This window comes from Microbacterium sp. 4R-513, from assembly GCF_011046485.1.
GTDB lineage: Bacteria > Actinomycetota > Actinomycetes > Actinomycetales > Microbacteriaceae > Microbacterium.
The window spans coordinates 3,345,490-3,372,110 of the sequence record NZ_CP049256.1; the positions used below are offsets into that span (position 1 = coordinate 3,345,490).

Sequence of the window (26,621 nt, forward strand, 5' to 3'; positions counted from 1 at the left end):
ATCGACGCGAGCGAGCGCGGGCCGCCCGAGGCCGCGCCGCCCGCGACGAAGGAGTCTGCGTGCCCGAACATCCCTCGCCCGACGTCACGGCGCTCGCCGACGGATTCCGATGGTCGGTGGCGACGGCCGCGTTCCAGATCGAGGGGGCGCGCCGGGCCGATGGCCGCGGCCGGTCGATCTGGGACGACTTCGTCGACGCGCCCGGCGGAGTCCGCGACGGCTCGACCGCCGAGCCCGGACCCGACAGCTACCACCGCTGGGCGGAGGACGTCGAGCTCCTCCGGGGCCTCGGAGTCGACCGGTACCGCTTCTCGATCTCGTGGGTGCGGGTGCAGCCGGACGGGCGGGGAACCGCCGAGCCGCGCGGCCTCGCGTACTACGACCGGCTCGTCGACGACCTGCTCGCGGCCGGCGTCACCCCCCACCCGACGCTCTACCACTGGGATCTGCCCGCGTCCCTCGAGGCCCGGGGCGGCTGGCTCGACCGTGAGACGGCGGAGCGCTTCCGCGACTACTCGGCCATCGTGGCCGACGCCTTCGGAGACCGGGTGAAGCACTGGTACACGATCAACGAGCCCGTCTCCACGTCGTTGCAGGGGTACGCGATCGGCGAGCTCGCGCCGGGGCGGCAGCTGCTCTTCGAATCGCTCCCCACAGTCCATCACCAGCTGCTCGCGCACGGGCTGGCCCTGTCCGTGCTCCGGCACACGGGCGCCGAGACGGTGGGCATCGTCAACAATCACACGCTCGTCCTGCCCGCGACCGATTCCGCCGAAGACGCCCAGGCTGCGCACGTGTACGACCTGCTGCACAACCGCGTCTTCGCCGAGCCGATCCTCCTCGGGAGGTATCCCGACCTCGACGCGCTCGGCCTGCCCCCGATGCCTGTCGAGGACGGCGACCTCGACCTCATCGGGGCCCCCACGGACGTCTACGGGTTCAACTTCTACAACCCGACGACGGTCGCGGCGGCATCCGGCGAGAGCCCCATCCCCTTCGAGATAGTGCCGACACCCGGGGCTTCGCACACGGGCTTCGGCGAGCTCTGGCCGATCGTGCCCGGTGCGCTCACCGAACTGCTCGTCGACTTCCGCGAGCGGTACGGGGCATCCCTTCCGCCGATCGCGATCGCCGAGAACGGCGCGTCGTTCCCCGAACCGGATGAGGTGACGGAGCCGCTGCACGACCGGGACCGCATCGGGTACCTCGCCGGCCACATCGCCGCCGTCGGACGCGCTCGCGACGCGGGAGTCCGCGTCGACGAGTACACGGTGTGGTCGCTGCTCGACAACTTCGAGTGGGCGGACGGGTACACGCAGCGCTTCGGGCTCGTGCATGTCGACCAGGCGACGTCGCTCCGGACTCCGAAGGACTCCTTCGACTGGTATCGCGGCGTCATCGAGGAGGCGCGCTCATGAACGGGCGGGCCGGAACCAAGGTGGGGGCGCGCTGGTTCGTCCTCTTCACACTCGCGTGGCTCGCGATCTGGACCGTGCAGCTCACACCGCTGCAGCTGCTCATCCCGCTGCAGCTCAACACCCCCGACGACGCGGACGGCTGGATCTCGGGCGTCGTGTCCTCGGGCCTCGTACTCGCGATCGGCGGAATAGCGGGCGTCATCGCCGCCCCCGTCGCGGGCGGCCTCTCGGATCGGACGCGGGGTCGCGCCGGTCGCCGGCGCCCCTGGGCGCTGGGCGGTGTGTGGCTCGCGACCGTGTCACTCGTCGCCATCGCGTTCGCGGAGGGACCGTGGGGCGTCGGGATCGCATGGGTGGGAGTTTCGGTCGGCGTCGCCGTCGCCTCCGCGGCCTTCACCGCCCTCATCGCCGATCAGCTGACGACGCAGCGGGGCGCGGCATCCGCTGCCGTCTCGTCGTCGCAGGCGCTCGGAATCGTCGTGGGCGTCGGCATCATCGTGCTGCTCGAGCTCGGCTTCGTCGTCGGCTACCTCGTGCTCGCGGGGCTCATCGCGGTGGTCGGCACGCTCGCGGCGCTGCTGCTGCCCGACCCGCCCGCCCAGGGCGAGGTGGCTGCTGCGCGGAAGGTCCGCACGCTGGGCGAGCGGCTGGCGGCGCTGCGGGACCGCGACTTCGCCTGGCTCCTCGCCGGGCGTCTGACGGTGAACATCGGCAACGCTCTCGGCACGGGACTCCTGCTCTTCTTCCTCATTTACGGACTGGATCGGGATGCCTCGACCGCCGAGGATGAGCTGCTCCTTCTGATCCTCGTCTACACGGTCTTCGTCGTGGTCGCCTCGATTGTCTCGGGGTGGATCTCCGACCGCTCCGGGCGCCGCGTCCCGTGGGTCGTGTGGTCCGCGATCGTCCAGGGCGGGGCGTCGATCATCCTCGTCGTCGTCCCGTCGCTTCCGAGCGCGATGGTCGCGGCCGCACTCCTCGGCGTCGGCTACGGCGCATACATGTCGGTGGGCCTCGCGCTGGGCACCGACCTCCTCCCGTATCCGGAGGACCACGCCCGCGACCTCGGGTTCGTCAACGTCTCGGCGAGCCTGGGGCAGCTCATCGGCCCGCTCCTCGGCGCGGGACTCGTCGCCCTCGTCGGCGGGTTCTGGCTGCTCTTCCTGGTCGGCGGCATCCTGTCGATCGCCGGCGGCCTCACGACGTACGCGATCCGCACGCCTGAGCGGGTGCCCTCAGCTGCCTGAGGCCTCGAGGGTCGTGAGAGCGACCTCCAGAACGGCGTTGAACACCTGTGGGCGCATCACGGTGACGTGATGGGTCGTCCGGGGCACGACGATCAGCTCGGCGCGGGGCGCGACCCTCAGGAAGAGGCGCTCGTTGACGCGCAGCTGGTCGTACTGTCCGTTCACGAACCACAGGGGCACCTCGATCCGGCGGAGCGCCGCGAGCAGGTCGAGCACCGAGAGGCTCCGCAGCGCGAGGTCCTGTGCGTCGAGCGCATAGCCGCCGGCTCCGAAGTCCGCCCGCGTCTCATCCGGCAGGATGCGGTCGAGCAGGCGATCGGTGAGCCACATGCCGCGATCGGGCAGCGAATCGAGCCCGCGGGCCAGCACGCGATAGGTCTGCAGCGCCAGTCCGCGGGGGATCGCGGTGCAGGATGCCGCGATGAGTCCCGCCACGGGCGGCGCGTCCTCCGCGCCGATGTACTCGATCGAGAGGAGGCCGCCCATCGAGTGGCCGCAGAGCAAGACAGGGCCGGCGGCCGAGGCATCCCGGACCGCTCGGTCGATCGTCTCGAAAGCGGAGTCCAGCGTGAACGCCTGCGCCATGCGCGTCCCGTGGCCAGGAAGATCGACGGCGGTGACGGGGTTGCCGCGCCGCTCGAGATAGGCCACCTGCGCGCGCCACATGGTCGCCGACGTCCGGATCCCGTGGACGAGCACCACCTGGACGGTCATGCAGCCACATTACGGCCGGGGGCCTCCCAGCGAGCCGTCGGCCCGGGGCGTCTCGCTATCCGTGCACCGGGAATCCGACGCGCCGGACGTGCGCGGGGGTCCGACATAGAGTGGCGGCATGCCACGCCTCGCGGACCACATCCTCGGCATGCCGGGGTCCGGCGTGCGGCACATCCTCGAGCAGGCCCTGCGGCTCGACGATGCGATCATCCTGGCGGTCGGCGAGCCGGGGGAGGAGCCCGCCCCCGCGATCCGAGAGGCCGCCGCGGCCGCGTGGCGCGCCGGGCATGTGCGATACGGGCCCAACGGCGGCATCGCGCCGCTCCGAGCGGCGATCGTGGACAAGCTCGCGGCCGTCAACGACGTCCATGTCGACATCGAGCAGGTCTGGGTGACGGTCGGTGCGACGCAGGCTCTGCACCAGGCGATGGGCTTGACACTCGCACCGGGCGACGAGGTGCTCGTGCCCGACCCGGGGTACACGACGTTCACCATGAACGCCCACATGCTCGCGGCGGTGCCCGTTCCGTATCAGCTCAGCCCCGCCAAGGGGTTCCAGCCCGATCTCGAGCAGCTGGAGGCGCTCGTCACGGACCGCACCCGACTGCTCATCGTCAACTCGCCCTCGAACCCGCTCGGATCCACGTTCGAGCTCGAGACGATCCGGGCGCTGCTCGACTTCGCCGCGCGGCACGACCTGTGGGTGCTGAGCGACGAATGCTACGAGGCCTTCAGCTACGGCATCCCGCATGTGAGCCCGGCATCGCTCGACCCCGACGACCGCGTGTTCTCGGTCTTCTCGACGTCGAAGACCTACGCCATGACCGGTGCGCGCGTCGGGTGGCTCGTGACGCCGAAGGGCTTCACGTCGACGATGCTGCGCGTGCAGGAGTCTGCGATCTCGTGCGTCGACATGCCGGCCCAGTATGCGGCGCTCGAGGCCATCTCCGGCCCCCAAGACCATGTGCGGGCTGCCGCCGACCACTACCGGGACAACCTCGCGGCGGCGACCGCACTTCTCGACGAGCGCGGCCTCGACTACCTCGCCCCGACGGGCGCGTTCTACCTGTGGATCGACGTCTCACATGCGACGGAGGGGGATGTCGCCGCCTGGGCCGAGCGCTTCCTGTACGACGCGCGCGTCGCCGTCGCACCGGGCAGCGCCTTCGGTCGCACCGGCGAGGGGTGGATCCGCGTGTGCTGCGCGGCACGCCGGGACGACCTGCTCGAAGGACTCAGCCGACTCCCGGCCGCGGCATCCCGAACGGCACGGGTCGCGGGGTGACCCGCCGGTAGACTGGGCCGGATATGTCCCCGCGCGCCCTGAAGCCCCTCGAGCCGTCTGCCACGGCTCCCGAGGCGATCCGCAACTTCTGCATCATCGCCCACATCGACCACGGCAAGTCGACCCTCGCCGACCGCATGCTGCAGATCACGGGCGTCGTCGCGGACCGCGACATGCGCGCGCAGTACCTCGACCGCATGGACATCGAGCGCGAGCGCGGGATCACGATCAAGTCCCAGGCGGTGCGGATGCCGTGGGCCGCCCACGATCCGGTCACGGAGCGCGCCGAGGTGTTCGCGCTCAACATGATCGACACGCCCGGGCACGTCGACTTCACGTACGAGGTGAGCCGCTCGCTCGCAGCGTGCGAGGGCGCGATCCTCCTGGTCGACGCCGCGCAGGGGATCGAGGCGCAGACCCTCGCGAACCTCTACCTCGCCCTCGAGAACGACCTGCACATCATCCCGGTCCTCAACAAGATCGATCTGCCCGCGGCCGACCCCGACCGATTCGCGAAGGAGCTCGCGAACCTCATCGGCGGCGATCCCGACGATGTGCTGCGAGTGAGCGGCAAGACCGGTGCGGGCGTGGAGGAGCTGCTCGACCGCATCGTGCGCGACATCCCCGCCCCGAAGGGGAATGCGGATGCCCCTGCCCGCGCCATGATCTTCGACTCGGTGTACGACGCCTACCGCGGCGTCGTGACGTACGTCCGGATGGTCGACGGCAAGCTCGAACCTCGTGAGCGCATCCAGATGATGTCGACGAGGGCGACGCACGAGCTCCTCGAGATCGGCGTCTCGAGCCCGGAGCCGGTGCCCACGAAGGGTCTCGGCGTCGGCGAGGTGGGATACCTCATCACGGGTGTGAAGGACGTCCGCCAGTCGAAGGTCGGCGACACCATCACCAACCTGCGCAAGCCCGCGACCGAGGCCCTGCCGGGGTACACCGACCCCAAGCCCATGGTCTTCTCGGGCATCTACCCGATCGACGGGAGCGACTACGGCGACCTCCGCGAGGCGCTCGACAAGCTCAAGCTCTCGGATGCCTCGCTCCAGTACGAGCCCGAGACCTCGGTCGCCCTCGGCTTCGGCTTCCGCTGCGGCTTCCTCGGCCTTCTGCACCTCGAGATCATCACGGAGCGCCTCGCCCGCGAGTTCGACCTCGACCTCATCACCACGGCGCCGAGCGTCATCTACGAGGTGCTCACCGACACGGGAGAGCACGTCACCGTCACCAATCCGAGCGAGTACCCCGACGGCCGCGTCGCGTCGGTGTCCGAGCCGATGGTGAAGGCGGCCATCCTCCTGCCGAAGGACTACGTCGGCACCGTCATGGAGCTGTGCCAGGGGCGTCGCGGACAGCTCCTCGGCATGGAGTACTTCAGCGAGGAGCGGGTGGAGCTCCGCTACAACATGCCGCTCGGCGAGATCGTCTTCGACTTCTTCGACCAGCTGAAGTCGCGCACGCAGGGGTATGCGAGCCTCGACTACGAGCCGGCCGGACAGCAGGAGGCCGACCTCGTGAAGGTCGACATCCTGCTCCAGGGCGACAAGGTGGATGCCTTCAGCTCGATCGTGCACCGCGAGAAGGCTTACGCCTACGGCACGATGATGACCGAGCGCCTGCGCAAGCTCATCCCGCGCCAGCAGTTCGAGGTGCCGATCCAGGCCGCGATCGGCGCTCGCATCATCGCCCGTGAGAACATCCGCGCGATGCGCAAGGACGTGCTCGCGAAGTGCTACGGCGGTGACATCACCCGTAAGCGCAAGCTCCTCGAGAAGCAGAAGGAGGGCAAGAAGCGCATGAAGATGGTGGGGCGCGTCGAGGTCCCCCAGGAGGCCTTCATCGCCGCGCTCTCAGGGGATGTCGAGGGCAAGCAGAAGTAGGCTGGAATCCATGCGCCGCGGGACGTTCAAGGACGAGACCGTCGACTACGCCGCCGTCGGGGCGACGCAGGCGCCGGACCTCATGCAATATCCGCCGGAGCGCAGCACTCCCGCCGAGGAGTCGTGGCGCATCGGCAGCGGAGAAGCGCGCTTCCAGACCGCCAGCGAGTCGCTGCTCGCGTGGGTCGCGCAGAAGGGCGCCGACCTGACGGTCAAGGACGTGCGCCCGGCATCCGGCCCGATGTACTCGGGCGTGAGCTTCGACGCCGAGGGGAACCCCATCGCGCCGAGCAGCAGCGAGGTCGAGCAGCGCTTCGACACCGACGGCACGCCGTTCGTCGCCGCCGGCACGACGATCGTCGTCGAGGGACGCGTCAAGGGCTTCAACGCCGACGGCGAACTGCGCGTCATCTTCGCGGTCGAGGAGCCCCGCCGCGTCGGGTTCGCGCTCGGGACGGTCGGCGGCTCGGTCGTCAGCGGCGAGGAGTCGTTCATGCTCGAGTGGCACGACAACGACGAGGTGTGGTTCACGGTGCGCGCCTTCGATCGCCCGGTCGCGATTCTGTACCGGATGCTGCCGACGCTCGTGCGTCGCCGCCGTCGCGAGCTCTTCACGCGCTACCTCCGCGCGATCTCGCCGCTGTACACGACACCCGCCTGATGGGATCCGCTCTTCCCCTCGGCGAGGCCGCTCCGGCCGACGGCGCCCTGCCCTCCGAGGTCCGGGTGGATGCCGCGACGCCGTTCGGCGTCTACCTCCACGTGCCGTTCTGCCGCGTGCGCTGCGGCTACTGCGACTTCAACACCTACACATCCGGCGAGCTGCGTGGCGCCCGGCAGGACGAGTACGCCGACACCCTCCTGCACGAGGTGCGCCTCGCGGAGCGCGTTCTGGCGGACGCCGGCCCGCTGCGCCCCGCCTCGACGGTGTTCTTCGGCGGCGGCACGCCGACGCTCCTTCCGCCCGGCGACCTCGGCCGCATGCTCGCCGGGGTCCGCTCGACGTTCGGCATCGACGCCGACGCCGAGGTCACGGTCGAGGCCAACCCCGACACCGTCACCGACGCGGTCGCGGCGGAGCTCGCGGCATCCGGTGTCACGCGCCTGTCGATCGGGATGCAGTCGTCCGTGCCGCACGTGCTCGCCGCGCTCGACCGAACGCATGATCCCCTGAACGTCGCCACCGCCGTCGCGGCGGCGCGCGGCGCGGGTCTCGACGTGAGCCTGGACCTCATCTACGGCGCGCCGGGGGAGTCCCTCGACGACTGGCGGCACTCCCTCGAGACGGCCGTCGCCCTTGAGCCCGATCACGTCTCGGCGTACGCCCTCATCATCGAGGACGGGACCAAGCTCGCCCGGCAGATCCGCCGCAACGAGGTGCCGGCCCCCGACGACGATCTGCAGGCCGACATGTACGAGCTGGCCGACGACCTCCTCGCCGCGGGGAGCTACGACTGGTACGAGGTATCGAACTGGGCCACCGACCCCGCCCATCGCTCCCGTCACAACCTCGCTTACTGGCAGGGCCACGACTGGTGGGGCTTCGGGCCGGGGGCGCACAGCCACGTCGGCGGCGTGCGCTTCTGGAACGTCAAGCACCCCGCCGCCTACGCTCAGCGCCTCGCGCTCGGCGAGTCGCCGGCGGCCGGCAGGGAGAGGCCGGATGCCGAGGCCCGCGCGCTCGAGAGCGTTCTGCTGCGCACCCGCATCCGTGTGGGCATGCCGATCGCGGAACTCCTCGGCGAGGGGCGCCACGCGGTGGCATCCCTCATCGCCGACGGGCTCATCGACGGACCGGAGGCGCTGCATGGACGCATCGTCCTGACGCGACGCGGCCGCCTGCTCGCGGACGCCGTGGTCCGGGCGCTGACGGACTGACGCGCCCGCCGACCCCGCCGCGCTCCCCGTTCCTCGCGCCGCTGTCGAGATCGCAGGATTGACGGATGCCTCGACCCCGGGGCGGTGATTCGTGCGGTTTCGGCGGGATCAGGAACGTGCGCCTCCGCGAGCGTTGCATCCCGATCCGGTAGAATTGGCACTCCACTCCTGGGAGTGCCAGCCCAGGCGGATCCGGCGTGAGGAGGGCGCGATGGTCACCGATCGAGGACTCCAGGTCCTGCGTGCGATCGTGCAGGACTACGTCGACACCCACGAGCCCGTCGGCAGCAAGTCCATCGTCGAGCGGCACTCGTTCGGCGTCTCGGCCGCGACGATCCGCAACGACATGGCGCTGCTCGAGGACGAAGAGCTCATCACCGCTCCGCACACCTCGTCGGGCCGCGTCCCGACCGACAAGGGCTACCGGGTCTTCGTCGACCACCTGGCGGCCTTGCGACCACTCACTCCGGCGCAGCGCCACGCGATCGCATCGTTCCTCGACGGGCCGGGCGACCTCGACGACCTCCTGGTGCGCACCGTCCGCGCCCTCACCCAGCTCACGGGTCAGGTCGCGATCGTGCAGTACCCGTCGTTCGCGCAGGCGAGCGTCTCGCACGTCGAGCTCGTGCCGCTCGAGGGCGGTCGGCTCATCGTCATCCTCGTGACCGACACCGGCCGCGTCTCGCAGCGGCTCGTGTTCGTGCGGGAGGAGCTCGGCGACGACGTCATGGAGCGCGCACGCCGAACAGTGGGCGAGCTCATCGTGGGGCGTCATGTCCGCGACGGATCGCAGCGCGTCGACGATTTCCTCACGAAGGCCGCCGACAGCGCCGTGCCCGAGAATGCCGCGATCCTCGCGATCGTGCGGCACGTCGCCGAGGAGCTCGAGGAGTTCCGGCAGGACCGGCTCGTCATGGCGGGCGCCGCCAACCTCGCCCGGCGCGAATCGGACTTTAGGGGGAGCATCTACCCGCTCCTCGAGGCGATCGAGGAGCAGGTGACGCTGCTCCGACTAATGAGCGAGATGGTGGCCGACGACCACGGGCTCGCGACGAGCATCGGTCGCGAGAACGAGCCGTTCGGGCTGGCCGAGGCATCCGTTCTCGCGAGCGATTACGACGCGACCGGGGCACGCGCGCGCGTAGGGCTGCTCGGCCCGACGCGCATGGACTATCCGAGCAACCTGGCGACGGTGCGGGCGGTGGCCCGCTACCTGAGCCGCATGCTCGACGACGACGAGAACGCCCGCTGACGCGCGGCGTGACCAGACGATGCCGCGCGGGGCGCGGGCAGGAAGGCGAATGTGGCTGACCACTACGAGGTCCTCGGTGTCTCGCGCGACGCGACGCCCGACGAGATCAAGAAGGCGTACCGGAGGCTCGCGCGCGAGCTCCACCCGGACGTCAACCCGGGCGAGGACGCGTCCGAGCGGTTCAAGCTCGTGACCCACGCCTACGACGTGCTGAGCGACCCCGACCAGCGCGCACGGTACGACATGGGCGGAAGCGATTCGCCGTTCGGCGGAGGCGCCGGCAACTTCGGCGGCTTCAGCGACATCTTCGAGACGTTCTTCGGAGCGGCAGCCGGCGGCCGGCAGGGTCGCCCGCGCTCGCGCCGCGAGCGGGGGCAGGACGCGCTCGTCCGCGTGACCCTCGAACTGAAGGACGTCATCTTCGGCGCGCACCGCGACCTCGACGTCGACACCGCCGTGCTCTGCGACACGTGCCAGGGATCGTGCTGCCAGCCGGGCACCTCGCCCGTCACGTGCGACATCTGCCACGGCACGGGCCAGGTGCAGCGTCAGGTGCGGAGCCTCCTCGGCAACGTCGTCACGAGCCAGCCCTGCAACGTCTGCCAGGGCTACGGCACGACGATCCCGTACCCGTGCGCCACGTGCCAGGGTCAGGGTCGCGTGCGCGCACGCCGCACGGTGTCGATCGACATCCCCGCCGGCGTGGAGACCGGACTGCGGCTGCAGCTCCCCGGCTCGGGCGAGGTGGGCCCTGCGGGCGGGCCGAACGGCGACCTCTACATCGAGGTCACCGTGCAGCCGCACGAGGTGTTCAGCCGCGACGGCGACGACCTGCTCGCGACGCTCGACGTGTCGATGCCCGATGCGATCCTCGGCACGACGACGACCATCGAGTCGCTCGACGGACCGGTCGAGCTCGAGGTCCGCCCCGGCGTGCAGGCCGGCGACATCCTCACGATCAAGGGCCGGGGCATCACGCCCCTGCGCGGCACGCAGCGCGGCGACCTCCGCGTCGGCGTGCATGTCGTCACGCCCACACGCCTCGATCACAAGGAGCGCCAGCTCATCGAGGAGTTCGCCCGCAGGACGAAGGCACCCGCGCCGCACCTCGCGGAGTTCCACCAGGGGCTCTTCGCGAAGCTGCGCGACCGCTTCCGGAACGGCTGACGGATGCCGCTGCACTTCCTGCTGGACGGGGCGGTAAGCCCCCTGGCCGATACGCCGGGCGCGCCGCGCCCCGGCGACGCCGTGACGCTCACGGGCCAGGAGGCGCACCACGCCGCCGCAGTGCGGCGCATCCGGGTCGGCGAGGAGGTCACGGTCGGCGACGGCCGCGGCACGTGGCTCACGGGGGAGTGCGAGTCGGTGTCGCCCAGGGAGGTCGTCGTCCGGGTGACGGGACGCGACGACGTGCCGGCGGCGACGCCGCGGGTGGTGCTCGTGCAGGCCCTCGCGAAGGGCGATCGCGACGAACTCGCCGTGCAGGCGGCGACCGAGCTGGGCGTCGATGAGATCGTGCCGTGGCAGGCTGCGCGGAGCGTGTCGCGCTGGGACGCGGCGAAGGCCGCCAAGGGCACGGCGCGGTGGGCGACGATCGCACGCGAGGCGGCGAAGCAGGCGCACCGGGCGTGGCTCCCGGAGGTCTCACCGCTCGCGACGACGGACGAACTGGTCGCGCGGGCCGCGGCATCCCGGGTCCTCGTCCTCGAGCCGACCGCCCGCGAGCCGCTCTCGAAGACGTCTCTCGACGCGACCGACCCGCGCGACATCGTGCTCGTCGTCGGCCCCGAGGGCGGGATCGCGCCTCAGGAGCTCGAGCGGCTCGCCGACGCGGGAGCGACCCTCGTGCGGCTCGGCGACAGCGTGCTGCGCACCTCGACCGCCGGCCCGGCGTCGCTCGCGGTCGTCAGCGCGATCCTCGGCCGCTGGTAGGGGCTCGCCGTTAGACTGACGGAATGAGCGAACCCTCGATCTTCACGCGCATTCTGGAGGGCGAGATCCCCTCCGAGGTCATCGCGGAGACCGAGAACGCGTTCGCGATCCGCGACATCCATCCGCAGGCGCCCGTGCACCTGCTGGTGATCCCCAAGTCGCAGGAGTACCGCAACGTCGTCGAGCTCGCCGCCGGCGATCCCGACCTCCTCGCCGAGCTCATCGGGCTCGCCAACTCGCTCGCGGCCGAGCACGCCGGGGGAGACTTCCGGCTCGTGTTCAACACGGGTCCGAGCGCAGGGCAGACGGTGTTCCACGTCCATGCCCACGTCCTTGCCGGAGAACTCGAGGAGAAGACACTCGGTGCCTGACGATACGCCCACGGTCGACCGCGTCTACGCGGACGGCGTCGCGATGGTGCAGCTGCTGGGGCCGCAGGACCGGCTGCTGCGCGTCGTCGAGAAGGAGCATCCCGGTGTCGACGTGCACGTGCGCGGCAACGAGATCACCCTGACGGGGGAGGCCGAGGCCGTCGCCGCGGCCCGCTCGCTGGTCGACGAGCTGCTGGCGATGGCGAAGGCGGGGCACCAGCTCGGCCCCGTCGATGTCGCGTCGTCGAACCGCATCCTGCAGACCGAGGGCGGGCCGCGTCCCTCCGAGGTGCTCGGCGAGGCGATCCTCTCGTCGCGCGGCAAGGTCATCCGGCCCAAGACGCTCGGGCAGAAGGCCTACGTCGACGCGATCGAGGAGAACACGATCGTCTTCGGCATCGGCCCCGCCGGAACGGGGAAGACCTACCTCGCGATGGCGAAGGCGGTCCAGGCGCTGCAGCGCAAGGAGGTCAGCCGCATCATCCTGACGCGCCCGGCCGTCGAGGCGGGAGAGCGTCTGGGGTTCCTCCCCGGCACGCTCACCGACAAGATCGACCCGTACCTCCGGCCGCTGTACGACGCGCTCAACGAGATGATGGACCCCGAGCTCGTGCCCAAGCTCATGGCCACCGGCACGATCGAGGTCGCGCCGCTCGCCTACATGCGCGGCCGCACGCTGAACGACTCGTTCGTCGTGCTCGACGAGGCGCAGAACACGACGCCCGAGCAGATGAAGATGTTCCTCACGCGGCTCGGCTTCGGGACGCGCATGGTGGTCACCGGCGACATCACGCAGATCGACCTGCCCCAGGGCGCATCGGGCCTGCGTCTCGTGACGCGCGTGCTCGGCAACATCGACGACATCCACTTCTCGTACCTCACGAGCGACGACGTCGTCCGCCACACGCTCGTCGGGCGGATCGTCGACGCCTACAGCGAGTACGACGAGCGCCGGCTCGCCGCGCGCCGCGAGCGGGACGAGGCATCCGAGTTCGCCAACCGCGCCGAGCGCCGCTCGGCCACGCGCACGGCCGGTCCGCGCGATCACCTGCCGAAGCGAGGCCGCTCATGACGATCGAGATCAACAACGAGTCCGGCATCCCGGTCGACGAGACGGTGCTCCTGCGGCTCACCGAGTACAACCTCGCCGAGCTGCACGTGAGCCCCGACGCGGATGTCGCGATCGTCCTCGTCGACGAGGGTGCGATGGAGGCGCTGCACGTCCAGTGGATGGACGAGCCCGGCCCCACCGACGTGCTCAGCTTCCCCATGGACGAGCTCCGCCCCGGTACGGAGGACATACCGACGCCGGCCGGCCTGCTCGGCGACATCGTGCTGTGCCCGCAGGTCGCCGAGACGCAGGCGGTCGCCGCGAAGCACTCGACGATGGACGAGCTCATCCTCCTCACGACGCACGGGCTCCTGCACCTGCTCGGCTTCGATCACGCGGAGCCGGACGAGGAGCGGGAGATGTTCGGTTTGCAGAAGGACCTCATCGTGGGGTTTCAGCACTCCGAACGCCGACGAAACCGCGCATGACGCCGGTCCTGCTGCTCCTCGCCGCGGCATTGCTCATCGCCTTCGGCGGCCTCATGGCAGCGATCGACTCCGCACTCGGCGTCACGTCCAGGCAGGGCCTCGCCGAGCTCGCGATGGCCGGCCGCAACGTCCAGTCGCTGCGTCGCATCGCCGACGACCCGGAGGTGCACGCGAACGCCGTCGTGTTCATCCGGGTGCTCGCCGAGACGACGGCCGCCGTGCTCGTGACGGTCGCCTTCACGCTCCTGTTCGACAGCATCTGGTGGGCGATGCTCGCCGCCGCGGTCCTCATGACGGGCATCTCGTTCGTCATCGTCGGGGCGAGCCCGCGCACGTGGGGGAGGCAGCACGCCAAGGTCCTGGTCGGGGCGACGGCGCCCATCATCCGTGGCGTGCGTCTGATCCTCGGCCCGCTCGCGCACGGCCTCGTCGCGCTCGGCAACCGCGTCACCCCGGGCGTCGCCCGCGGCGCGTCGTTCGCCTCCGAGGAGCAGCTGCTCGACATGGTCGACGAGGCCGCGTCGCAGGACCTCATCGAGGAGGACGACCGCGAGCTCATCCACTCCGTGTTCGAGTTCACCGACACGATCGTGCGCGCCGTCATGGTGCCCCGCACCGACATGGTGACCGTGGATGCCTCGGCCTTCACCCGCGACGCGATGAAGATCTTCCTCGAGAAGGGCATCTCGCGGATCCCCATCGTCGACGACGAGGCCGACGACGTGGTCGGGATGCTGTATCTCAAGGACCTCGTGCAGTTCGGCTTCCGCGACGAGACGGGATGGCGGGACGCCCCCATCAATCGCATCGCCCGCCGCGCGGTGTTCGTGCCGGAGTCCATGAAGGCAGAGACGCTGCTGCAGCAGATGAAGCGCGACGCCGTGCACGTCTGCCTCGTGGTCGACGAGTACGGCGGCGTCTCGGGCCTCGTGACGCTCGAGGACCTCATCGAGGAGCTCGTCGGCGAGATCGCCGACGAGTACGACCCGCGCGCGGAGGAGGCGGTCGAGCTCGAGCCGGGTCGCTTCCGCGTCAGTGCGCGCCTCGGCCTCGACGAGGTCGGAGACCTCTTCGGGATCGATCTGGACGACGAGGACGTGGACTCGATCGGCGGCCTCCTCGGCAAGGCCCTCGGACGCGTCCCGCAGCCTGGCGCCACGGCTGAGTACGCCGGGCTCGTCCTCACCGGCGGGGCGTCGCGCGGACGCGGACGCGGTCTCGCGACCGTGTTCGTCGAGCGGGGCGAAGAGCTCGAGGCGGCAGAAGAGGCGTTCGGCGCCCGGCCCCGGACCGGAGAGGTGCAGGTCTCGCGGCCGCGCACCGAGCCCATCCCGGTGTTGAAGCCCTCGACGGGCGACGTGAAGACGCCGAAGGCGAAGAAGGGGGAGCGCAGTGCCTGACACCGAGCCCACGGAGTCCGAGTTCGAGTCCGCGACCGCGGAGCCCGCACCGGTCCCTGAGCCCGCACCGGTCCCTGAGCCTGTCGAAGGGCGCTCGGGGTTCGTCACATTCGTCGGCCGCCCCAACGTCGGCAAGTCGACGCTCACCAATGCACTCGTCGGAGAGAAGGTGGCCATCACCTCCGACAAGCCGCAGACGACGCGGCGGGCGATCCGAGGCATCCTGAACCGCCCCGTGGGACAGCTCGTGATCGTCGACACCCCGGGACTGCACAAGCCCCGCACGCTCCTGGGCCAGCGCCTCAACGATCTCGTCGAGCAGGTGCTCGGGGATGTCGACGTCATCGGCTTCTGCGTCCCCGCCACGGAGAAGGTGGGCCCCGGCGACCGGCGCATCGCGGAGTCCTTGTCGGGGTACGGCCGCGCAAAGAAGGTCGCGATCGTGACGAAGACGGATGCCGCCTCCCGCGAGCAGATCACGGAGCGGCTCATGGAGGTCGACAGCCTCCGCGAGGACTGGGCAGCCGTCATCCCGCTGTCCGCTCTCACGCACGAGCAGCTCGACGTGCTCACCGACGAGCTGCTCGAACTCATGCCGATCGGGCCGGCCTTGTACCCCGACGACGTCGTGACCGATGAGTCGCTCGAGGACCGGATCGCCGAGATCATCCGCGAGTCGGCACTGGACGGCGTACGCGATGAGCTGCCGCACTCGATCGCCGTCACGATCGAGGACATGGAGGAGCGCGACACCGGGTCGCTCACCGACATCTACGCGAACATCGTCGTCGAGCGCGACAGCCAGAAGGCCATCATCATCGGCCGGAAGGGCTCACGGCTGCGCGATGTGGGCGCCCGCGCCCGCGAGCAGATCGAGCCCCTCGTCGGCACCAAGGTCTTCTTGAAGCTCCACGTTCGCGTCGCCAAGGAGTGGCAGCGCGATCCGAAGCAGCTCGGCCGCCTCGGGTTCTGAGCCCATCCCGTCAGGCGGCGTCAGCGTCCCGCCTTCGCGGCGTTCCAGGCGATCCACGTCAGCTCGGAGTGCCCGACGTCGTTGTGGGCACCGCTCGCGCCGTCGAGGTGCGAGATGACCCCGCTCGCGTCGATGTTGTAGAGCTTCCCCGGTGCGAAGCCGGGGTCCGTCCGCGCCCCCTTCGCGAGCGCCGGCAGTTCGACGGCTCCGCCGACGCCCTTGATGCCGAAGGTGCCGATCCCGCCGTACTTCGGCGCCTCGTCGTCGCCCAGGAGGAACTGGCCGGCGAGCTTGACGGCGAGCGGATAGAACTTGCCCACGGCGTAGTCCCACGACGACCGCGTCACGACGACGGGGCCCGAGACGAACTCGGGACGCAGGACGTCGGCGAAGTAGCCACGACCACCGCCGAAGGCAGAAGGCGCATCCTCGGTGAACGCCCACAGCGAGACGGCCCCCTGTACGAGGAAGAGCGAGTTCACGGGTCGCGGCGGAGGCGTCGGGTGCTCGCCGGGTCCGCGGACCGCGCCCGCCATGACGATCGTCCCGAAGCTGTGCCCCATGAGGTGGATGCGCACGTCGGCGGCGCGCATGATCTTGCGGACGAAGTCGGCCGCCGCGCCCTCGCCGAACTCCCGCGCGTGATTCTTGCCGCTCCAGAAGGTGAGCTGGCGCAGGGGCGTCAGCACCGCCTCGCGCAGGCGCGAGAAGACCCCGCCGCCCAGCAGGCCGTCGTCGGCCGCCGCCGTGACCGACTCGTCGAACACGACGTCGGGATCCCAGCCGCCGCTGAGCAGCCCGCCGTCGTCGCCCGCGGCCCCGAGCCGCGACACGAGCGAGCGGTAGGCCTCCGACACATCGGCGGGAAGAGCGTCGCCGGCCGAGGCATCCTGATCCGGGGGCACGGATGCCGCGTACGTCAGCACCGTCCGGAGGGCCTCGCGCGTCTGGGGATCGTCTCCGAGCTGCGCGGCGAACTCGTCGACCGCCTGATCCACCGTCACGGAGTCCTCGGACGGCTCATCGCCGAGAAGGCCGCTCGGCGTATCGGTGAGCTCTCGGTTGCTCCACGCCTTGCTCGGCCAGTGCAGGCCGACGACGACGGGGCGGATGTCGTCGTCGTCCGTGTCGGGGTTCGCGGCCCCGACCCACCGGTCGTACTGGCTGATGGCGTCCTGGTAGTCGCCCTGCCAACCATGGCTCAGGACGAAGACATCCGTCACACCCGGCGCGGCGATGGCCTTCAGCGCCGCTGCGCTCGCGACGGAGCCGTCCTCGTCGCGCTGCTCCCGGCCCTTCCTGTCGTAAGCGATGAGGTGGTAGGTCTGGGACTTTCCGTCGATGTGCCGAAGGGCCATGAGAGCTCCTAGTGCGAGCCGCCGGCGGCGGCGAGGGCGGGGTCGACGCGCGTGTCGGTGTCGCAGTGCACGCCGTACAGGAGGCCGAGCGGATTGCCGTGCTTCTCGAGGAAGTCGCGCCGCAGTCCCAGCACGGCATCGCCGAGCGGCTCACCCGCGAAGAAGCGGTCGAAGAAGGCGATCGCCCATTCGCTGGCGAACCGGCCGGGGGTCTTGCACTCCGTGCCGATGACGCCGCGGGCGCCTTTCGCGAGGAAGTACGGCACGAAGCCGTCGTAGAAGTTCGGCGAGAGGTCTCCCGACTCGCACGCATTGATGACGACGAGCGGATGACTCGACAGCTGGTCGTCGATGGGAGCGTACACGGCGAGCTCGCCGAGCGTGATGCGCTGGTCGCCCGTCATCACGAGGTACGAGTCGTCGGAGTCCTGGTCCGACGCGACGGCGTGGCAGTACATGTACAGCACTTTGTCGGTGGCGGTGGCGGCGAGTGCGGCCTTGAGGTCGTCGACCTTCGTTCCCTCGCCGAGGGCGACCGCGCGGTTCTCCCAGTACGTCCGCTGAGCCGCGACCGGATGCGAGGGCATCTGGGCGTCGATGCCGTCGTTGTAGAGCACGCGCACTGTCAGGTCGGGCGTCGACTCGATCGTGGTGACGGGCGGCAGCGTCGAGATCTCGCGCATCGGCACCTGCTCGACGACATGGCGCATGCCGATGAAGTTCTTCCAGTCGAGAGCGTCGTCCGAGAACCGGTCGGTGAGGTACATGAGTGCCCACGGCACCGGGAATCCGCGCGAGACGACCTGCAGCGTCGTGACGTCGTCGGCCAGGCTGTCGCGCAGCCAGCGCCCCACATCCTTCAGTTCCTCCGAGGCGAACGGACCTCCGAAGATCGCCTGGTAGAGCCGGAAGCCGGCGAAGGCGAGGTCTTTCAGGGCGACGGCCCCGCGGTCGGCAGGGATGTCGAGTTCCAGCGCGAAGGTCGGGTCCTTCACCGTCTTGAGCAGCGCCTGACGCACGCCGTCGATCCGCGCGGCGAGCTCGTCCTCGGTGATCTGGACGAAGACCTCCTGGTCGGTCACGCCCTTGACGAAGAGCTCGTAGCCGCCCGTCGCCGGCATGAACTGCATCGACGCGGTGCGCGGCTCGAGCGTCGTCGCCGCGCCGGCGGGACGGCCGAAGTTGGTCGACTCGACGGGCTTGGCGGTTCCGACGTCGAACTCGAGCTCGAGGCGCTGCAGGAAGTTGCCCCGGACGTCGACGAGCACGCTCAGCTTGGAGGGTCCCGCGTGCAGCGGCGTGCAGGGGAAGAGCACGTGCCCGACAGATCGTCCGTCGCGTCCCACGCGGATCAGCTGGGGGAGCGGCGGCACTTCGAAGTCGGTGCTCACGAGCTGCACCGACAGGTCGACCGACTTCTGCGTCGCCTCGAAGGGGATCGCGGTCGGGGCCGCACCCGCCGCGGTTGCGCTGCGCTCGCCGAACGAGATGTCGAGGACGTACGGCAGTCCTGCCTGCAGGCTGGTGTAGCCGCCCTGCACGTCGGCGTTGAGCCACGTCTGCACCGTCTCGACGGGGGCCGGTGCTCCTCCGTCAGCCGGCGGTGGGGTCGGCGCCGGCGGCACGAGCGGGGTGACCGGAGGGGGCCCAGCCGACTCGGCTTCGAAGGGCGGCGGGGGCGGTGGCGGCGGCTCAGCCATGTCGGGAGCGGGCGACGGCTCTGCCATGTCGGCCGGCGGCTCGGCCATCGCGCCGTCATCCGCACTCGGCGCCGCCTCATCGCCGCCGAGCAGCCCGTCATCCGCGCCTGGCGCGGCCTGCGCCCCGAGGCGTGAGCTCACCTCGCTGATCGCGGTGTCGATCGCTTCGTCCTCGCCCGCACCGAACCCCAGTCGACCCGCATCCACGTCGGCCTGATACCGGGCGGCCAGAGCCGGATCAGCGTCGAGCACCTCGATCACGACGAAGGCGCGTTCGGTCAGGGTCGCGGCGTTCTGCCAGTCCGCGCGCAGGATGACGGCGTCGTACAGCTCGACGACCGACGGCGGGAAGAACTCGACGATCGCCGCTCGTCCGCGCCCGTCGAGGAACGAGTTCGCGAGGATCACAGCCTCGAACGCGCGCTCTTCTGTCGACCCCATCGCCGGCCCCACCTGCGTCCGATCGGAGGCCCGCTGCGGGCCCTTTTGGCACACACTAGCCCTCGGCCCGCGCGGGGGCCAGAAGCGCTCAGCCCTGCAGGGCGGACCGGACGACGACGACCCCGTCGCCGTACGCCGCGTCCGCGGCATCCTGCAGCGTCCCGTCGTCCCAGATGACATCGACCCACACGTACCCGCGCTCGATGCTGGACGAGACGAACTGATCGCCGAGGGCGGATGGCAGCTCGGCCCGGACCTTCTCGAGGGTCGCCTCATCGGCCGTACCGGGCTTCCCGCCCGTAGGGTCCTCGGGGCGGATCGGGTCGTACAGCGCCAGGAGGATCGGCGGACCGGTGACCGTGAGCGTCTCGCCGTCGTACGTCCCCTGCACGGCGTAAGCGCCCCAGTGCGCGTCACCGGACGAGTCACTGCCCTCCACGCCGTCCCACGACCAGCCCTGCAACGGGATGCCGGAGCACTGCGGCGGATACGACTCGGCGATCGGTCCGAGGCACAGCTGCACGTCGCCGCCCCGGTCCAGAACCGTGCCGGTGCCGCGCACCTCGCCGTCTGGCGCGGCGGGCGGAACGGTCCCGAACGGCGCGCCGCCCCCTGCGGCGGGAGTCGCGCATGCAGCGAGGAGGACGAGGGATGCCGCGGCCAGGCCCGCAGCCGCAACGGCACGACGAAGTCGGTTCATACCTCCATGGTGTCGGGAACCCGGCGTTCGTCTCGCGGGGCGCGTTCGACCGATCCGGACGGCAGGTGTACCCTGAACCCATGCGCTTCGGCGGGCTTCTCCTTCTTAGCCGCCGCGACGAGTCCTCGATCTAGGGCCTTCCTCGTCGCGGCGATTGCTGTTGGCCCGCATCCTCAGACGACAGAAGAAGCGACACCATCATGGACAACACCCAGAAGCCCTCCGGCATGCCGATCCACAAGTATCGGCCGTACCACGAGCAGATCGCGGTCGAACTGCCCGACCGCACGTGGCCTGGCAAGCGCATCACGACGGCACCCCGCTGGTGCGCCGTCGACCTGCGCGACGGCAATCAGGCGCTCATCGACCCGATGAGCCCCGAGCGCAAGCGCATAATGTTCGACCTCCTCGTCCGCATGGGCTACAAGGAGATCGAGGTCGGGTTCCCCAGCGCGAGCCAGACCGACTTCGACTTCGTGCGCCAGCTGATCGAAGAGGACCTCATTCCGGACGACGTCACCATCCAGGTGCTGACGCAGGCCCGGTCCCACCTCATCGAGCGCACGTATGAGTCGATCGCCGGCGCCAAGCAGGCGATCGTCCACCTCTACAACTCGACGAGCGTCCTCCAGCGCGAGGTCGTCTTCCGCACCGATCGCCAGGGCATCGTCGACATCGCCCTCGAGGGCGCCCGCCTGTGCCGCGAGTTCGAGAAGCGCATTCCCGAGACGAAGGTCTTCTACGAGTACTCGCCCGAGAGCTACACCGGCACCGAGCTCGACTTCGCGCTCGAGGTGTGCAACCAGGTGATCGAGATCTTCGAGCCGACGCCCGACCGCAAGGTCATCATCAACCTGCCCGCCACGGTGGAGATGGCGACGCCGAACGTCTACGCCGACTCCATCGAATGGATGAGCCGCCGCCTGGCGCACCGCGAGAACGTCATCCTGTCGCTGCACCCGCACAACGACCGCGGCACCGCGATCGCGGCGGCCGAGCTGGGGTACATGGCCGGTGCGGACCGCATCGAGGGATGCCTCTTCGGGAACGGGGAGCGCACGGGCAACGTCGACCTGGTCGCCCTGGGTATCAACCTCCTGACGCAGGGCATCGACCCTCAGATCGACTTCAGCGACATCGACCAGATCAAGCGCACGGCGGAGTACTGCAACCAGCTCCCCGTCCCGGAGCGCAGCCCGTGGGCCGGTGACCTCGTCTTCACGGCCTTCAGCGGGTCGCATCAGGACGCCATCAAGAAGGGCTTCGAGGCCATGGAGGCCCGCGCCCGCGCCGAAGGCGTCTCGGTCGACGAGATCGACTGGGCCGTGCCGTACCTGCCGATCGACCCCAAGGACCTGGGGCGTTCGTACGAGGCGGTCATCCGCGTCAACTCGCAGTCCGGCAAGGGCGGCGTGGCCTACCTGCTCAAGACCGACCATGCGATCGACCTGCCGCGCAAGCTCCAGATCGAGTTCTCGGGCGTCGTGCAGGCGAAGACGGATGCCGAGGGCGGCGAAGTGACGAGCGACCAGATCTGGTCGATCTTCAACGACGAGTACCTGCCGTCCGACGTCGCCGACGACCGCTGGGGAAGGTTCGAGCTGCTGAGCACTCGCACGCAGAGCGACATGTCGGGCGACATCTCGCTCGAGGTCACGCTGCGCGACGGCGACGAGCGAGTCGAGGCATCCGGTCATGGGAACGGCCCTGTCGCGGCGTTCATCGAGATCGTCCGCGCGCACGGGTTCGACGTCACGGTGTACGACTACGTCGAGCACGCGCTCAGCGCGGGCGGCGACGCCCAGGCGGCCGCCTACGTCGAGCTGCAGGTCGACGGCGAGCGGCTGTGGGGCGTCGGCATCGACGGCGACATCTCGACGGCGTCGCTCAAGGCCATCGTCTCAGGCGTCAACCGGGCCATCCGCACGCGTGAGCGTTCGCGGGAGCTCGCCGGCGTCTGACCCCCGAGCGCCGCGGTGCTTGTCAAGCCCCCTCCGCTCCGGCGGAGGGGGCTCCTAGCTTGTGGACATGACGACTTCCGATCCGCTTCAGCGTGCAAAGCGACCCAGGACCGTGCTCGCCGGTCCCTACGGCCATCCGTTCCACCCGATCGCCGTGACCATTCCCATCGGGGCATGGACCGCGAGCATCGTGTTCGACCTCATCGGCTTCTTCGTCGAGGACCCCACGCCCTGGGCGATCGGCGCCCAGGTGCTCATCGCGATCGGGATCGTCGGAGCGCTTCTCGCCGCGATCCTCGGATTCCTCGACTTCTCGGTGATCCCGAGCGGCATGCCGGCGCACCGCACCGCGCTGCTGCATATGACCCTCAACCTCGCGGTGACCGTCCTCTTCGCCGTCAACTGGTTCATCCGCTCCGGTGAGGATCACGATCACGTGAGCGTCATCGGCTTCGTCCTGAGCATCGTCGGACTCGCGATACTCGGCATCTCGGGGTGGCTCGGCGGCAAGCTCGCGTACCACTACGGCGTGCGGGTGGCGAACGAGGAGACGCAGCGGCAGGGGTTCGTCTAGGCCGCGGTCACCGCTTCGGCAGCGTGATCGCCGACGTCTCGACCGCGACCTTGCGCCGGTAGAGCGCCCGCTGCTCGGGCAGCGAGATGTCGAACATCACCGCGAGGAGACGGATGACGGTGGTCACGACGATGCCGACGACCGCGGCGATGACGATGTCGAGGCCGAAGGCCTGCAGCGTCGCGAGGACGAGGCATCCAGCTCCCGCGGCCACCGCGTAGAGCGAGCCGACGTGCATGATGGCGGTCGGCAGACCCATGAGCATGTCGCGCAGGATGCCGCCGCCGACGGCCGCGCACACGCCCACGAAGACCGCCGGGACGAAGGGGAAGCCGAGGGTCAGTGCCTTGCTCGTGCCGAAGGCGCCGAAGAGGCCGATGACGACGGCGTCGAGCGCGACGATCACGCCGTTCAGCCGCTGGAAGAGGTTCGCGAGGAGCATGCCGACCAGCGCCGCGAGCGTCGCGGTGATGAGGTACCAGTTGCTCTGGAGGGTCGCCGGCGGCACATTGAGCAGCAGGTCGCGGATGAGTCCGCCGCCCATGCCCATCACGACCCCGATGATGGCGACGCCGAGCAGGTCGAGTCGTCGCTGACCCCGGAAGCCCGACGCGAACAGCGCGCCCTGGACGCCGCCGAGGCCCACGGCGGTGAGGTCCGCCCACAGCGGAATGACGAAGACCGGCTCGTTCACCCCTCCATTGTCGCGGTGGGCCGGGATAATCGAGGAGTGCCCACCTACCGCGACGAAGTCGTGGTCCTGCGGACCCACAAGCTGGGCGAGGCCGACAGGATCGTGACGCTGCTGAGCCGCCGCCACGGCAAGCTCCGCGCCGTCGCCAAGGGCGTGCGGCGCACGTCGTCGCGCTTCGGCTCGCGCCTCGAGCCCTTCATGGTCGCCGACGTGCAGCTGTACCAGGGGCGGTCGCTCGACATCGTGCAGCAGGCCGAGTCGCTCGGATCGTACGGCGCCGAGATCGCGGTGCACTACGACCGCTACACGTCGGCCAGTGCCATGGTCGAGGCGGCCGATCGCCTCAACGAGGCCGAGGCGACGCCGCAGCAGTATCTCCTCCTCGTGGGCGGGCTCCGCGCCCTCGCGCGCGGCGATCACGCGTCGCGCAGCATCCTGGACTCCTACCTGCTGCGCGCCATGGCGCTCTCGGGCTGGGCGCCGTCGCTCGACGAGTGCGCCCGGTGCAGCCGCCCGGGGCCGCACGACACGTTCGTCGCGCAGCTCGGCGGCATGATCTGCCACGACTGCGCGCCGACGGGCGCGGCGCGGGTCCCCGCCGAGACGGTCGCGCTCCTCCAGTCGCTGATGGCGGGGGAGTGGGAGGAAGTGGATGCCGCGTCCCCGGCGGCCACGGCCGCCGCGTCGGGGCTCATCGCGGCGTATGCGCAGTGGCACCTGGAACGAGGCATCCGCTCGCTCTCGCACGTCGAGTCCGCGCCCCGGGAGGCCGCCCGGTGACGCCGAAGCCCTACACGCACCGCGATGCGGTGCCCTACCGCGCTGTCGACTGGACAGGGCTCTACCCGCCCGCCTACCCCAAGGGCGCCGTGCCGCAGCATGTCGCGATCGTCATGGACGGCAACGGACGCTGGGCGAACCGCAAGGGCCTCACGCGCGTAGAGGGCCACAAGGCGGGCGAGGCGGCGCTGCTCGATGTCGTCGCCGGGGCGATCCAGGCCGGGGTGAGGCATCTGTCGGTCTACGCGTTCTCGACCGAGAACTGGTCGCGCTCGCCCGATGAGGTGCGCTTCCTCATGGGCTTCAACCGCGACGTGCTGCATCGCCGCCGCGATCAGCTCAACGAGTGGGGCGTGCGGGTCCGGTGGGCCGGGCGCAAGCCGCGGCTGTGGGGCTCGGTCGTCAAGGAGCTGCAGTACGCCGAGCAGCTCACCGCGGCGAACGACGTCCTGACGCTCACGATGTGCGTCAACTACGGCGGTCGTGTCGAGCTCGTCGACGCGGTGCGCTCGATCGCCGACGACGTCGCCGCCGGGAGGATCCGGCCGAGCGCCGTCTCGGAGAAGCTCATCCAGCGCCGGCTCTACATCCCCGACATGCCCGACGTCGACCTCTTCGTGCGGTCGAGCGGCGAGCAGCGAACGTCGAACTTCCTGCTGTGGGAGTCGGCCTATGCCGAGTTCGTGTTCCTCGACACCCTGTGGCCCGACTTCAGCCGCACGGATCTGTGGCGGGCGATCGACCTCTATCTGGACCGCGACCGGCGGTTCGGCGGCGCGGTCGACGCTCCGTCGGAAACAGGGCTCTGACCCGACCGCCACGTCTCCTCACCCGGATCGGATGAATTCGATTCCCGACCGGCTGTGAGCCGTTGACACGTTTCGCGGGACGCGAGTAGACCCGAACTCGAACTGTCGCCGACGTCCCTCGCCAAGGTCCGCCGTCGATCTCCGAGCCGGGGGGCCTCACGGAGAGACCCCCTCTTGTTGAGGGAGTTGCAATGTCGAGCACTGACAAGACCACACGGTCGGCCACCCCAGCCAAGACGGGCAACGCCGCCCTCTCGTGGACCACGATGGCGATCCTCATCGCCACCGCCGTCGCCAGCGTCCGCGGCCTACCGGCGATGGCTCCGTACGGCTGGGCCTCGATCTTCCTCTACATCCTGCCCGCCATCGTGTTCATGGTCCCGGTCGCGATGGTCGCCGCGGAGCTGGCGAGCGGATGGAAGGGCGGCGTGTTCGTCTGGGCGAAGGAGGCGTTCGGAGACCGCGTCGGATTCGTCGCGATCTGGCAGCAGTGGATCCAGAACGTCGTCTGGTACCCCGCGCAGCTGGCGTTCTTCGCCTCGGCGCTCGCGTACGTGTTCAACCCGGCGCTCGCGAACAACGGCCTCTTCACCGGTGTCGTGATCCTCGTCGTCTACTGGTTCTCGACCCTCATCGCATTCCGCGGCGTCAAGGCGTTCGCCGGCGTCAGCAAGTGGGGCTTCATCGCTGGCACGATCGTCCCGTCACTCGGCCTCGTCTTCTTCGCGATCCTCTTCCTGACGGGAGGCGGCCAGTCGCAGCTGGCTCCGATCTCCGAGGCGCAGTGGCTCCCCACCTGGACGGGCATTGCGAGCATCGTGCTCATCGTGAGCAACTTCCTTTCGTACGCGGGCATGGAGATGAACGCCGTGCACGTGAACGAGATGCAGAACCCGGCGAAGAACTTCCCGAAGGCGATCGTGCTGGCCGCGATCGTGATCCTGATCGTCTTCGTCTTCCCGACGCTCGCGATCTCGGTGGGCGTCCCCGCCGACAGCGTCAACCTCACTCAGGGTGTGCTGCAGGCGTTCGACGTCTTCTTCAAGCAGCTCGGGATGCCCTGGGCGACCACCGTGATGTCGCTGCTCATCGTGTTCGGCATCCTGGCATCGGTGGTCACCTGGATCCCCGGGCCCAGCAAGGGTCTTCTGATGGTCGGCCGCCAGGGCTACCTGCCCCCGTCGCTGCAGAAGACGAACCAGTACGACATGCAGGTGCCGATCATGGTTGTGCAGGGCATCATCGTGACGGTCCTCGCGGTGCTGTTCGCCATTGTGCCGTCGGTGCAGAGCGTGTTCTGGGTGTTCTCCGCGATGGCCGTTCAGCTGTACCTGATCATGTACATGATCATGTTCCTCGCGGCCATGCGGCTGCGGCGCACGCACCCCGACGTCCAGCGCGGCTTCCGCGTCCCGGCGATGCCGCTCTTCGGCTGGGTCGGGTTCTTCGCGAGCCTGCTCGCTTTCCTCATCGGCTTCGTCGAGCCGTCCAGCAGCACGATGGGCCAGCCCTGGTATTCGCTCCTGCTCGTGGCCGGCATCGTCGTGCTGGGCGTCTGGCCGTTCATCCTCTACGCGGTGCGCAAGCCCAGCTGGAAGGTCCACCCCGAGGTCTCGCACGCCCACGAGGACACGGACCCGGACCTCACCAAGACCGAGCCGCAGGTCTCCTGACCTGCCTCTCACGATCACGACCGACTACTGACT

Annotated in this window: 24 protein-coding genes; 19 read left to right on the plus strand and 5 right to left on the minus strand. The window is 69.9% G+C overall.

Going from position 1 to position 26,621, the window contains the following annotated elements; genetic code table 11:
- Nucleotides 1–59 precede the first annotated feature (59 nt).
- Nucleotides 60–1,418, plus strand: a complete 1,359-nt coding sequence (locus G5T42_RS14800) for a GH1 family beta-glucosidase (protein ID WP_241245846.1) — start codon at nucleotides 60–62, stop codon at nucleotides 1,416–1,418.
- Complete coding sequence (locus G5T42_RS14805) at nucleotides 1,415–2,665, plus strand: MFS transporter (RefSeq protein WP_165129556.1); 1,251 nt, start codon at nucleotides 1,415–1,417, stop codon at nucleotides 2,663–2,665. Before G5T42_RS14800 ends, G5T42_RS14805 begins: the two co-directional genes overlap by 4 nt.
- Here the strand turns inward: G5T42_RS14805 and G5T42_RS14810 are convergent.
- A complete protein-coding gene (locus G5T42_RS14810) occupies nucleotides 2,654–3,379 on the minus strand; it encodes an alpha/beta hydrolase (RefSeq protein WP_165129557.1) in 726 nt (241 codons plus the stop codon). The genes G5T42_RS14805 and G5T42_RS14810 overlap by 12 nt on opposite strands.
- A gap of 118 nt (nucleotides 3,380–3,497) precedes the next feature.
- Here G5T42_RS14810 and G5T42_RS14815 point away from each other — a divergent pair, with 118 nt between their 5' ends.
- From G5T42_RS14815 to era, 12 genes are all read left to right on the plus strand, one after another.
- Nucleotides 3,498–4,664, plus strand: a complete 1,167-nt coding sequence (locus G5T42_RS14815; RefSeq protein WP_165129558.1) for an aminotransferase class I/II-fold pyridoxal phosphate-dependent enzyme — start codon at nucleotides 3,498–3,500, stop codon at nucleotides 4,662–4,664.
- Nucleotides 4,665–4,687: 23 nt separating this feature from the next.
- Nucleotides 4,688–6,553 carry a translation elongation factor 4 gene (gene lepA, locus G5T42_RS14820; RefSeq protein WP_165129559.1) on the plus strand — a complete coding sequence of 622 codons (1,866 nt, stop codon included), beginning with the start codon at nucleotides 4,688–4,690 and terminating at the stop codon, nucleotides 6,551–6,553.
- 10 nt (nucleotides 6,554–6,563) lie between these two features.
- Entirely contained in the window at nucleotides 6,564–7,214 is a 651-nt protein-coding gene (locus G5T42_RS14825; RefSeq protein ID WP_165129560.1) for a DUF1990 family protein, read from the plus strand.
- Complete coding sequence (gene hemW / locus G5T42_RS14830) at nucleotides 7,214–8,431, plus strand: radical SAM family heme chaperone HemW (protein ID WP_165129561.1); 1,218 nt, start codon at nucleotides 7,214–7,216, stop codon at nucleotides 8,429–8,431. Before G5T42_RS14825 ends, hemW begins: the two co-directional genes overlap by 1 nt.
- 211 nt (nucleotides 8,432–8,642) lie before the next feature.
- A complete protein-coding gene (gene hrcA, locus G5T42_RS14835; protein WP_165129562.1) occupies nucleotides 8,643–9,683 on the plus strand; it encodes a heat-inducible transcriptional repressor HrcA in 1,041 nt (346 codons plus the stop codon).
- Between the two features lie 51 nt (nucleotides 9,684–9,734).
- Nucleotides 9,735–10,850, plus strand: a complete 1,116-nt coding sequence (dnaJ, locus tag G5T42_RS14840; RefSeq protein ID WP_165129563.1) for a molecular chaperone DnaJ — start codon at nucleotides 9,735–9,737, stop codon at nucleotides 10,848–10,850.
- Nucleotides 10,851–10,853: 3 nt separating this feature from the next.
- The gene (locus G5T42_RS14845) at nucleotides 10,854–11,615 is read left to right on the plus strand and encodes a 16S rRNA (uracil(1498)-N(3))-methyltransferase (RefSeq protein WP_165129564.1); all 762 of its coding nucleotides are present in this window, start codon (nucleotides 10,854–10,856) and stop codon (nucleotides 11,613–11,615) included.
- 23 nt (nucleotides 11,616–11,638) lie between these two features.
- Entirely contained in the window at nucleotides 11,639–11,986 is a 348-nt protein-coding gene (locus G5T42_RS14850; protein ID WP_165129565.1) for an HIT domain-containing protein, read from the plus strand.
- 43 nt (nucleotides 11,987–12,029) lie between these two features.
- Nucleotides 12,030–13,058 (plus strand): PhoH family protein, encoded by a 1,029-nt coding sequence (locus G5T42_RS14855; protein ID WP_241246082.1) that lies wholly within the window; start codon nucleotides 12,030–12,032, stop codon nucleotides 13,056–13,058.
- On the plus strand, nucleotides 13,055–13,525 hold the full coding sequence (gene ybeY / locus G5T42_RS14860) for an rRNA maturation RNase YbeY (RefSeq protein WP_165129567.1): 471 nt from the start codon (nucleotides 13,055–13,057) through the stop codon (nucleotides 13,523–13,525). The genes G5T42_RS14855 and ybeY overlap by 4 nt, the downstream gene beginning before the upstream one ends.
- Nucleotides 13,522–14,925, plus strand: a complete 1,404-nt coding sequence (locus G5T42_RS14865; RefSeq protein ID WP_165129568.1) for a hemolysin family protein — start codon at nucleotides 13,522–13,524, stop codon at nucleotides 14,923–14,925. Before ybeY ends, G5T42_RS14865 begins: the two co-directional genes overlap by 4 nt.
- The gene (gene era / locus G5T42_RS14870) at nucleotides 14,918–15,898 is read left to right on the plus strand and encodes a GTPase Era (protein WP_241245847.1); all 981 of its coding nucleotides are present in this window, start codon (nucleotides 14,918–14,920) and stop codon (nucleotides 15,896–15,898) included. The genes G5T42_RS14865 and era overlap by 8 nt, the downstream gene beginning before the upstream one ends.
- Before the next feature lie 20 nt (nucleotides 15,899–15,918).
- On the opposite strand, the gene G5T42_RS14875 is transcribed toward era, so the two are convergent.
- The 3 genes from G5T42_RS14875 to G5T42_RS14885 all read right to left on the minus strand — a co-directional run bounded on the left by G5T42_RS14875 (nucleotide 15,919) and on the right by G5T42_RS14885 (nucleotide 20,097).
- Nucleotides 15,919–17,256 carry a hypothetical protein gene (locus G5T42_RS14875; RefSeq protein ID WP_165129569.1) on the minus strand — a complete coding sequence of 446 codons (1,338 nt, stop codon included), beginning with the start codon at nucleotides 17,254–17,256 and terminating at the stop codon, nucleotides 15,919–15,921.
- 8 nt (nucleotides 17,257–17,264) lie between these two features.
- The gene (locus G5T42_RS14880; protein ID WP_165129570.1) at nucleotides 17,265–19,397 is read right to left on the minus strand and encodes a CHAT domain-containing protein; all 2,133 of its coding nucleotides are present in this window, start codon (nucleotides 19,395–19,397) and stop codon (nucleotides 17,265–17,267) included.
- 88 nt (nucleotides 19,398–19,485) lie between these two features.
- Nucleotides 19,486–20,097 (minus strand): hypothetical protein, encoded by a 612-nt coding sequence (locus G5T42_RS14885; RefSeq protein ID WP_165129571.1) that lies wholly within the window; start codon nucleotides 20,095–20,097, stop codon nucleotides 19,486–19,488.
- 200 nt (nucleotides 20,098–20,297) lie between these two features.
- Here G5T42_RS14885 and leuA point away from each other — a divergent pair, with 200 nt between their 5' ends.
- Both leuA and G5T42_RS14895 read left to right on the plus strand, forming a co-directional pair.
- Nucleotides 20,298–22,058, plus strand: coding sequence for a 2-isopropylmalate synthase (gene leuA / locus G5T42_RS14890; RefSeq protein ID WP_165129572.1), 1,761 nt, complete (start codon nucleotides 20,298–20,300; stop codon nucleotides 22,056–22,058).
- A gap of 67 nt (nucleotides 22,059–22,125) precedes the next feature.
- Nucleotides 22,126–22,632, plus strand: a complete 507-nt coding sequence (locus G5T42_RS14895; protein ID WP_165129573.1) for a DUF2231 domain-containing protein — start codon at nucleotides 22,126–22,128, stop codon at nucleotides 22,630–22,632.
- Between the two features lie 7 nt (nucleotides 22,633–22,639).
- Here G5T42_RS14895 and G5T42_RS14900 read toward each other — a convergent pair whose 3' ends face one another.
- Nucleotides 22,640–23,326, minus strand: coding sequence for a TRIC cation channel family protein (locus tag G5T42_RS14900; RefSeq protein ID WP_165129574.1), 687 nt, complete (start codon nucleotides 23,324–23,326; stop codon nucleotides 22,640–22,642).
- A gap of 36 nt (nucleotides 23,327–23,362) precedes the next feature.
- On the opposite strand from G5T42_RS14900, the gene recO reads away from it, so the two are divergent.
- The 3 genes from recO (at nucleotide 23,363) to G5T42_RS14915 (ending at nucleotide 26,588) form a co-directional block, all read left to right on the plus strand.
- Nucleotides 23,363–24,106: a DNA repair protein RecO gene (recO, locus tag G5T42_RS14905; protein WP_165129575.1), complete on the plus strand. Its 744-nt coding sequence runs from the start codon at nucleotides 23,363–23,365 to the stop codon at nucleotides 24,104–24,106.
- A complete protein-coding gene (locus G5T42_RS14910) occupies nucleotides 24,103–24,915 on the plus strand; it encodes an isoprenyl transferase (protein ID WP_165129576.1) in 813 nt (270 codons plus the stop codon). The genes recO and G5T42_RS14910 overlap by 4 nt, the downstream gene beginning before the upstream one ends.
- 191 nt (nucleotides 24,916–25,106) lie before the next feature.
- A complete protein-coding gene (locus G5T42_RS14915) occupies nucleotides 25,107–26,588 on the plus strand; it encodes an amino acid permease (protein WP_165129577.1) in 1,482 nt (493 codons plus the stop codon).
- The last annotated feature ends 33 nt before the right edge of the window (nucleotides 26,589–26,621 follow it).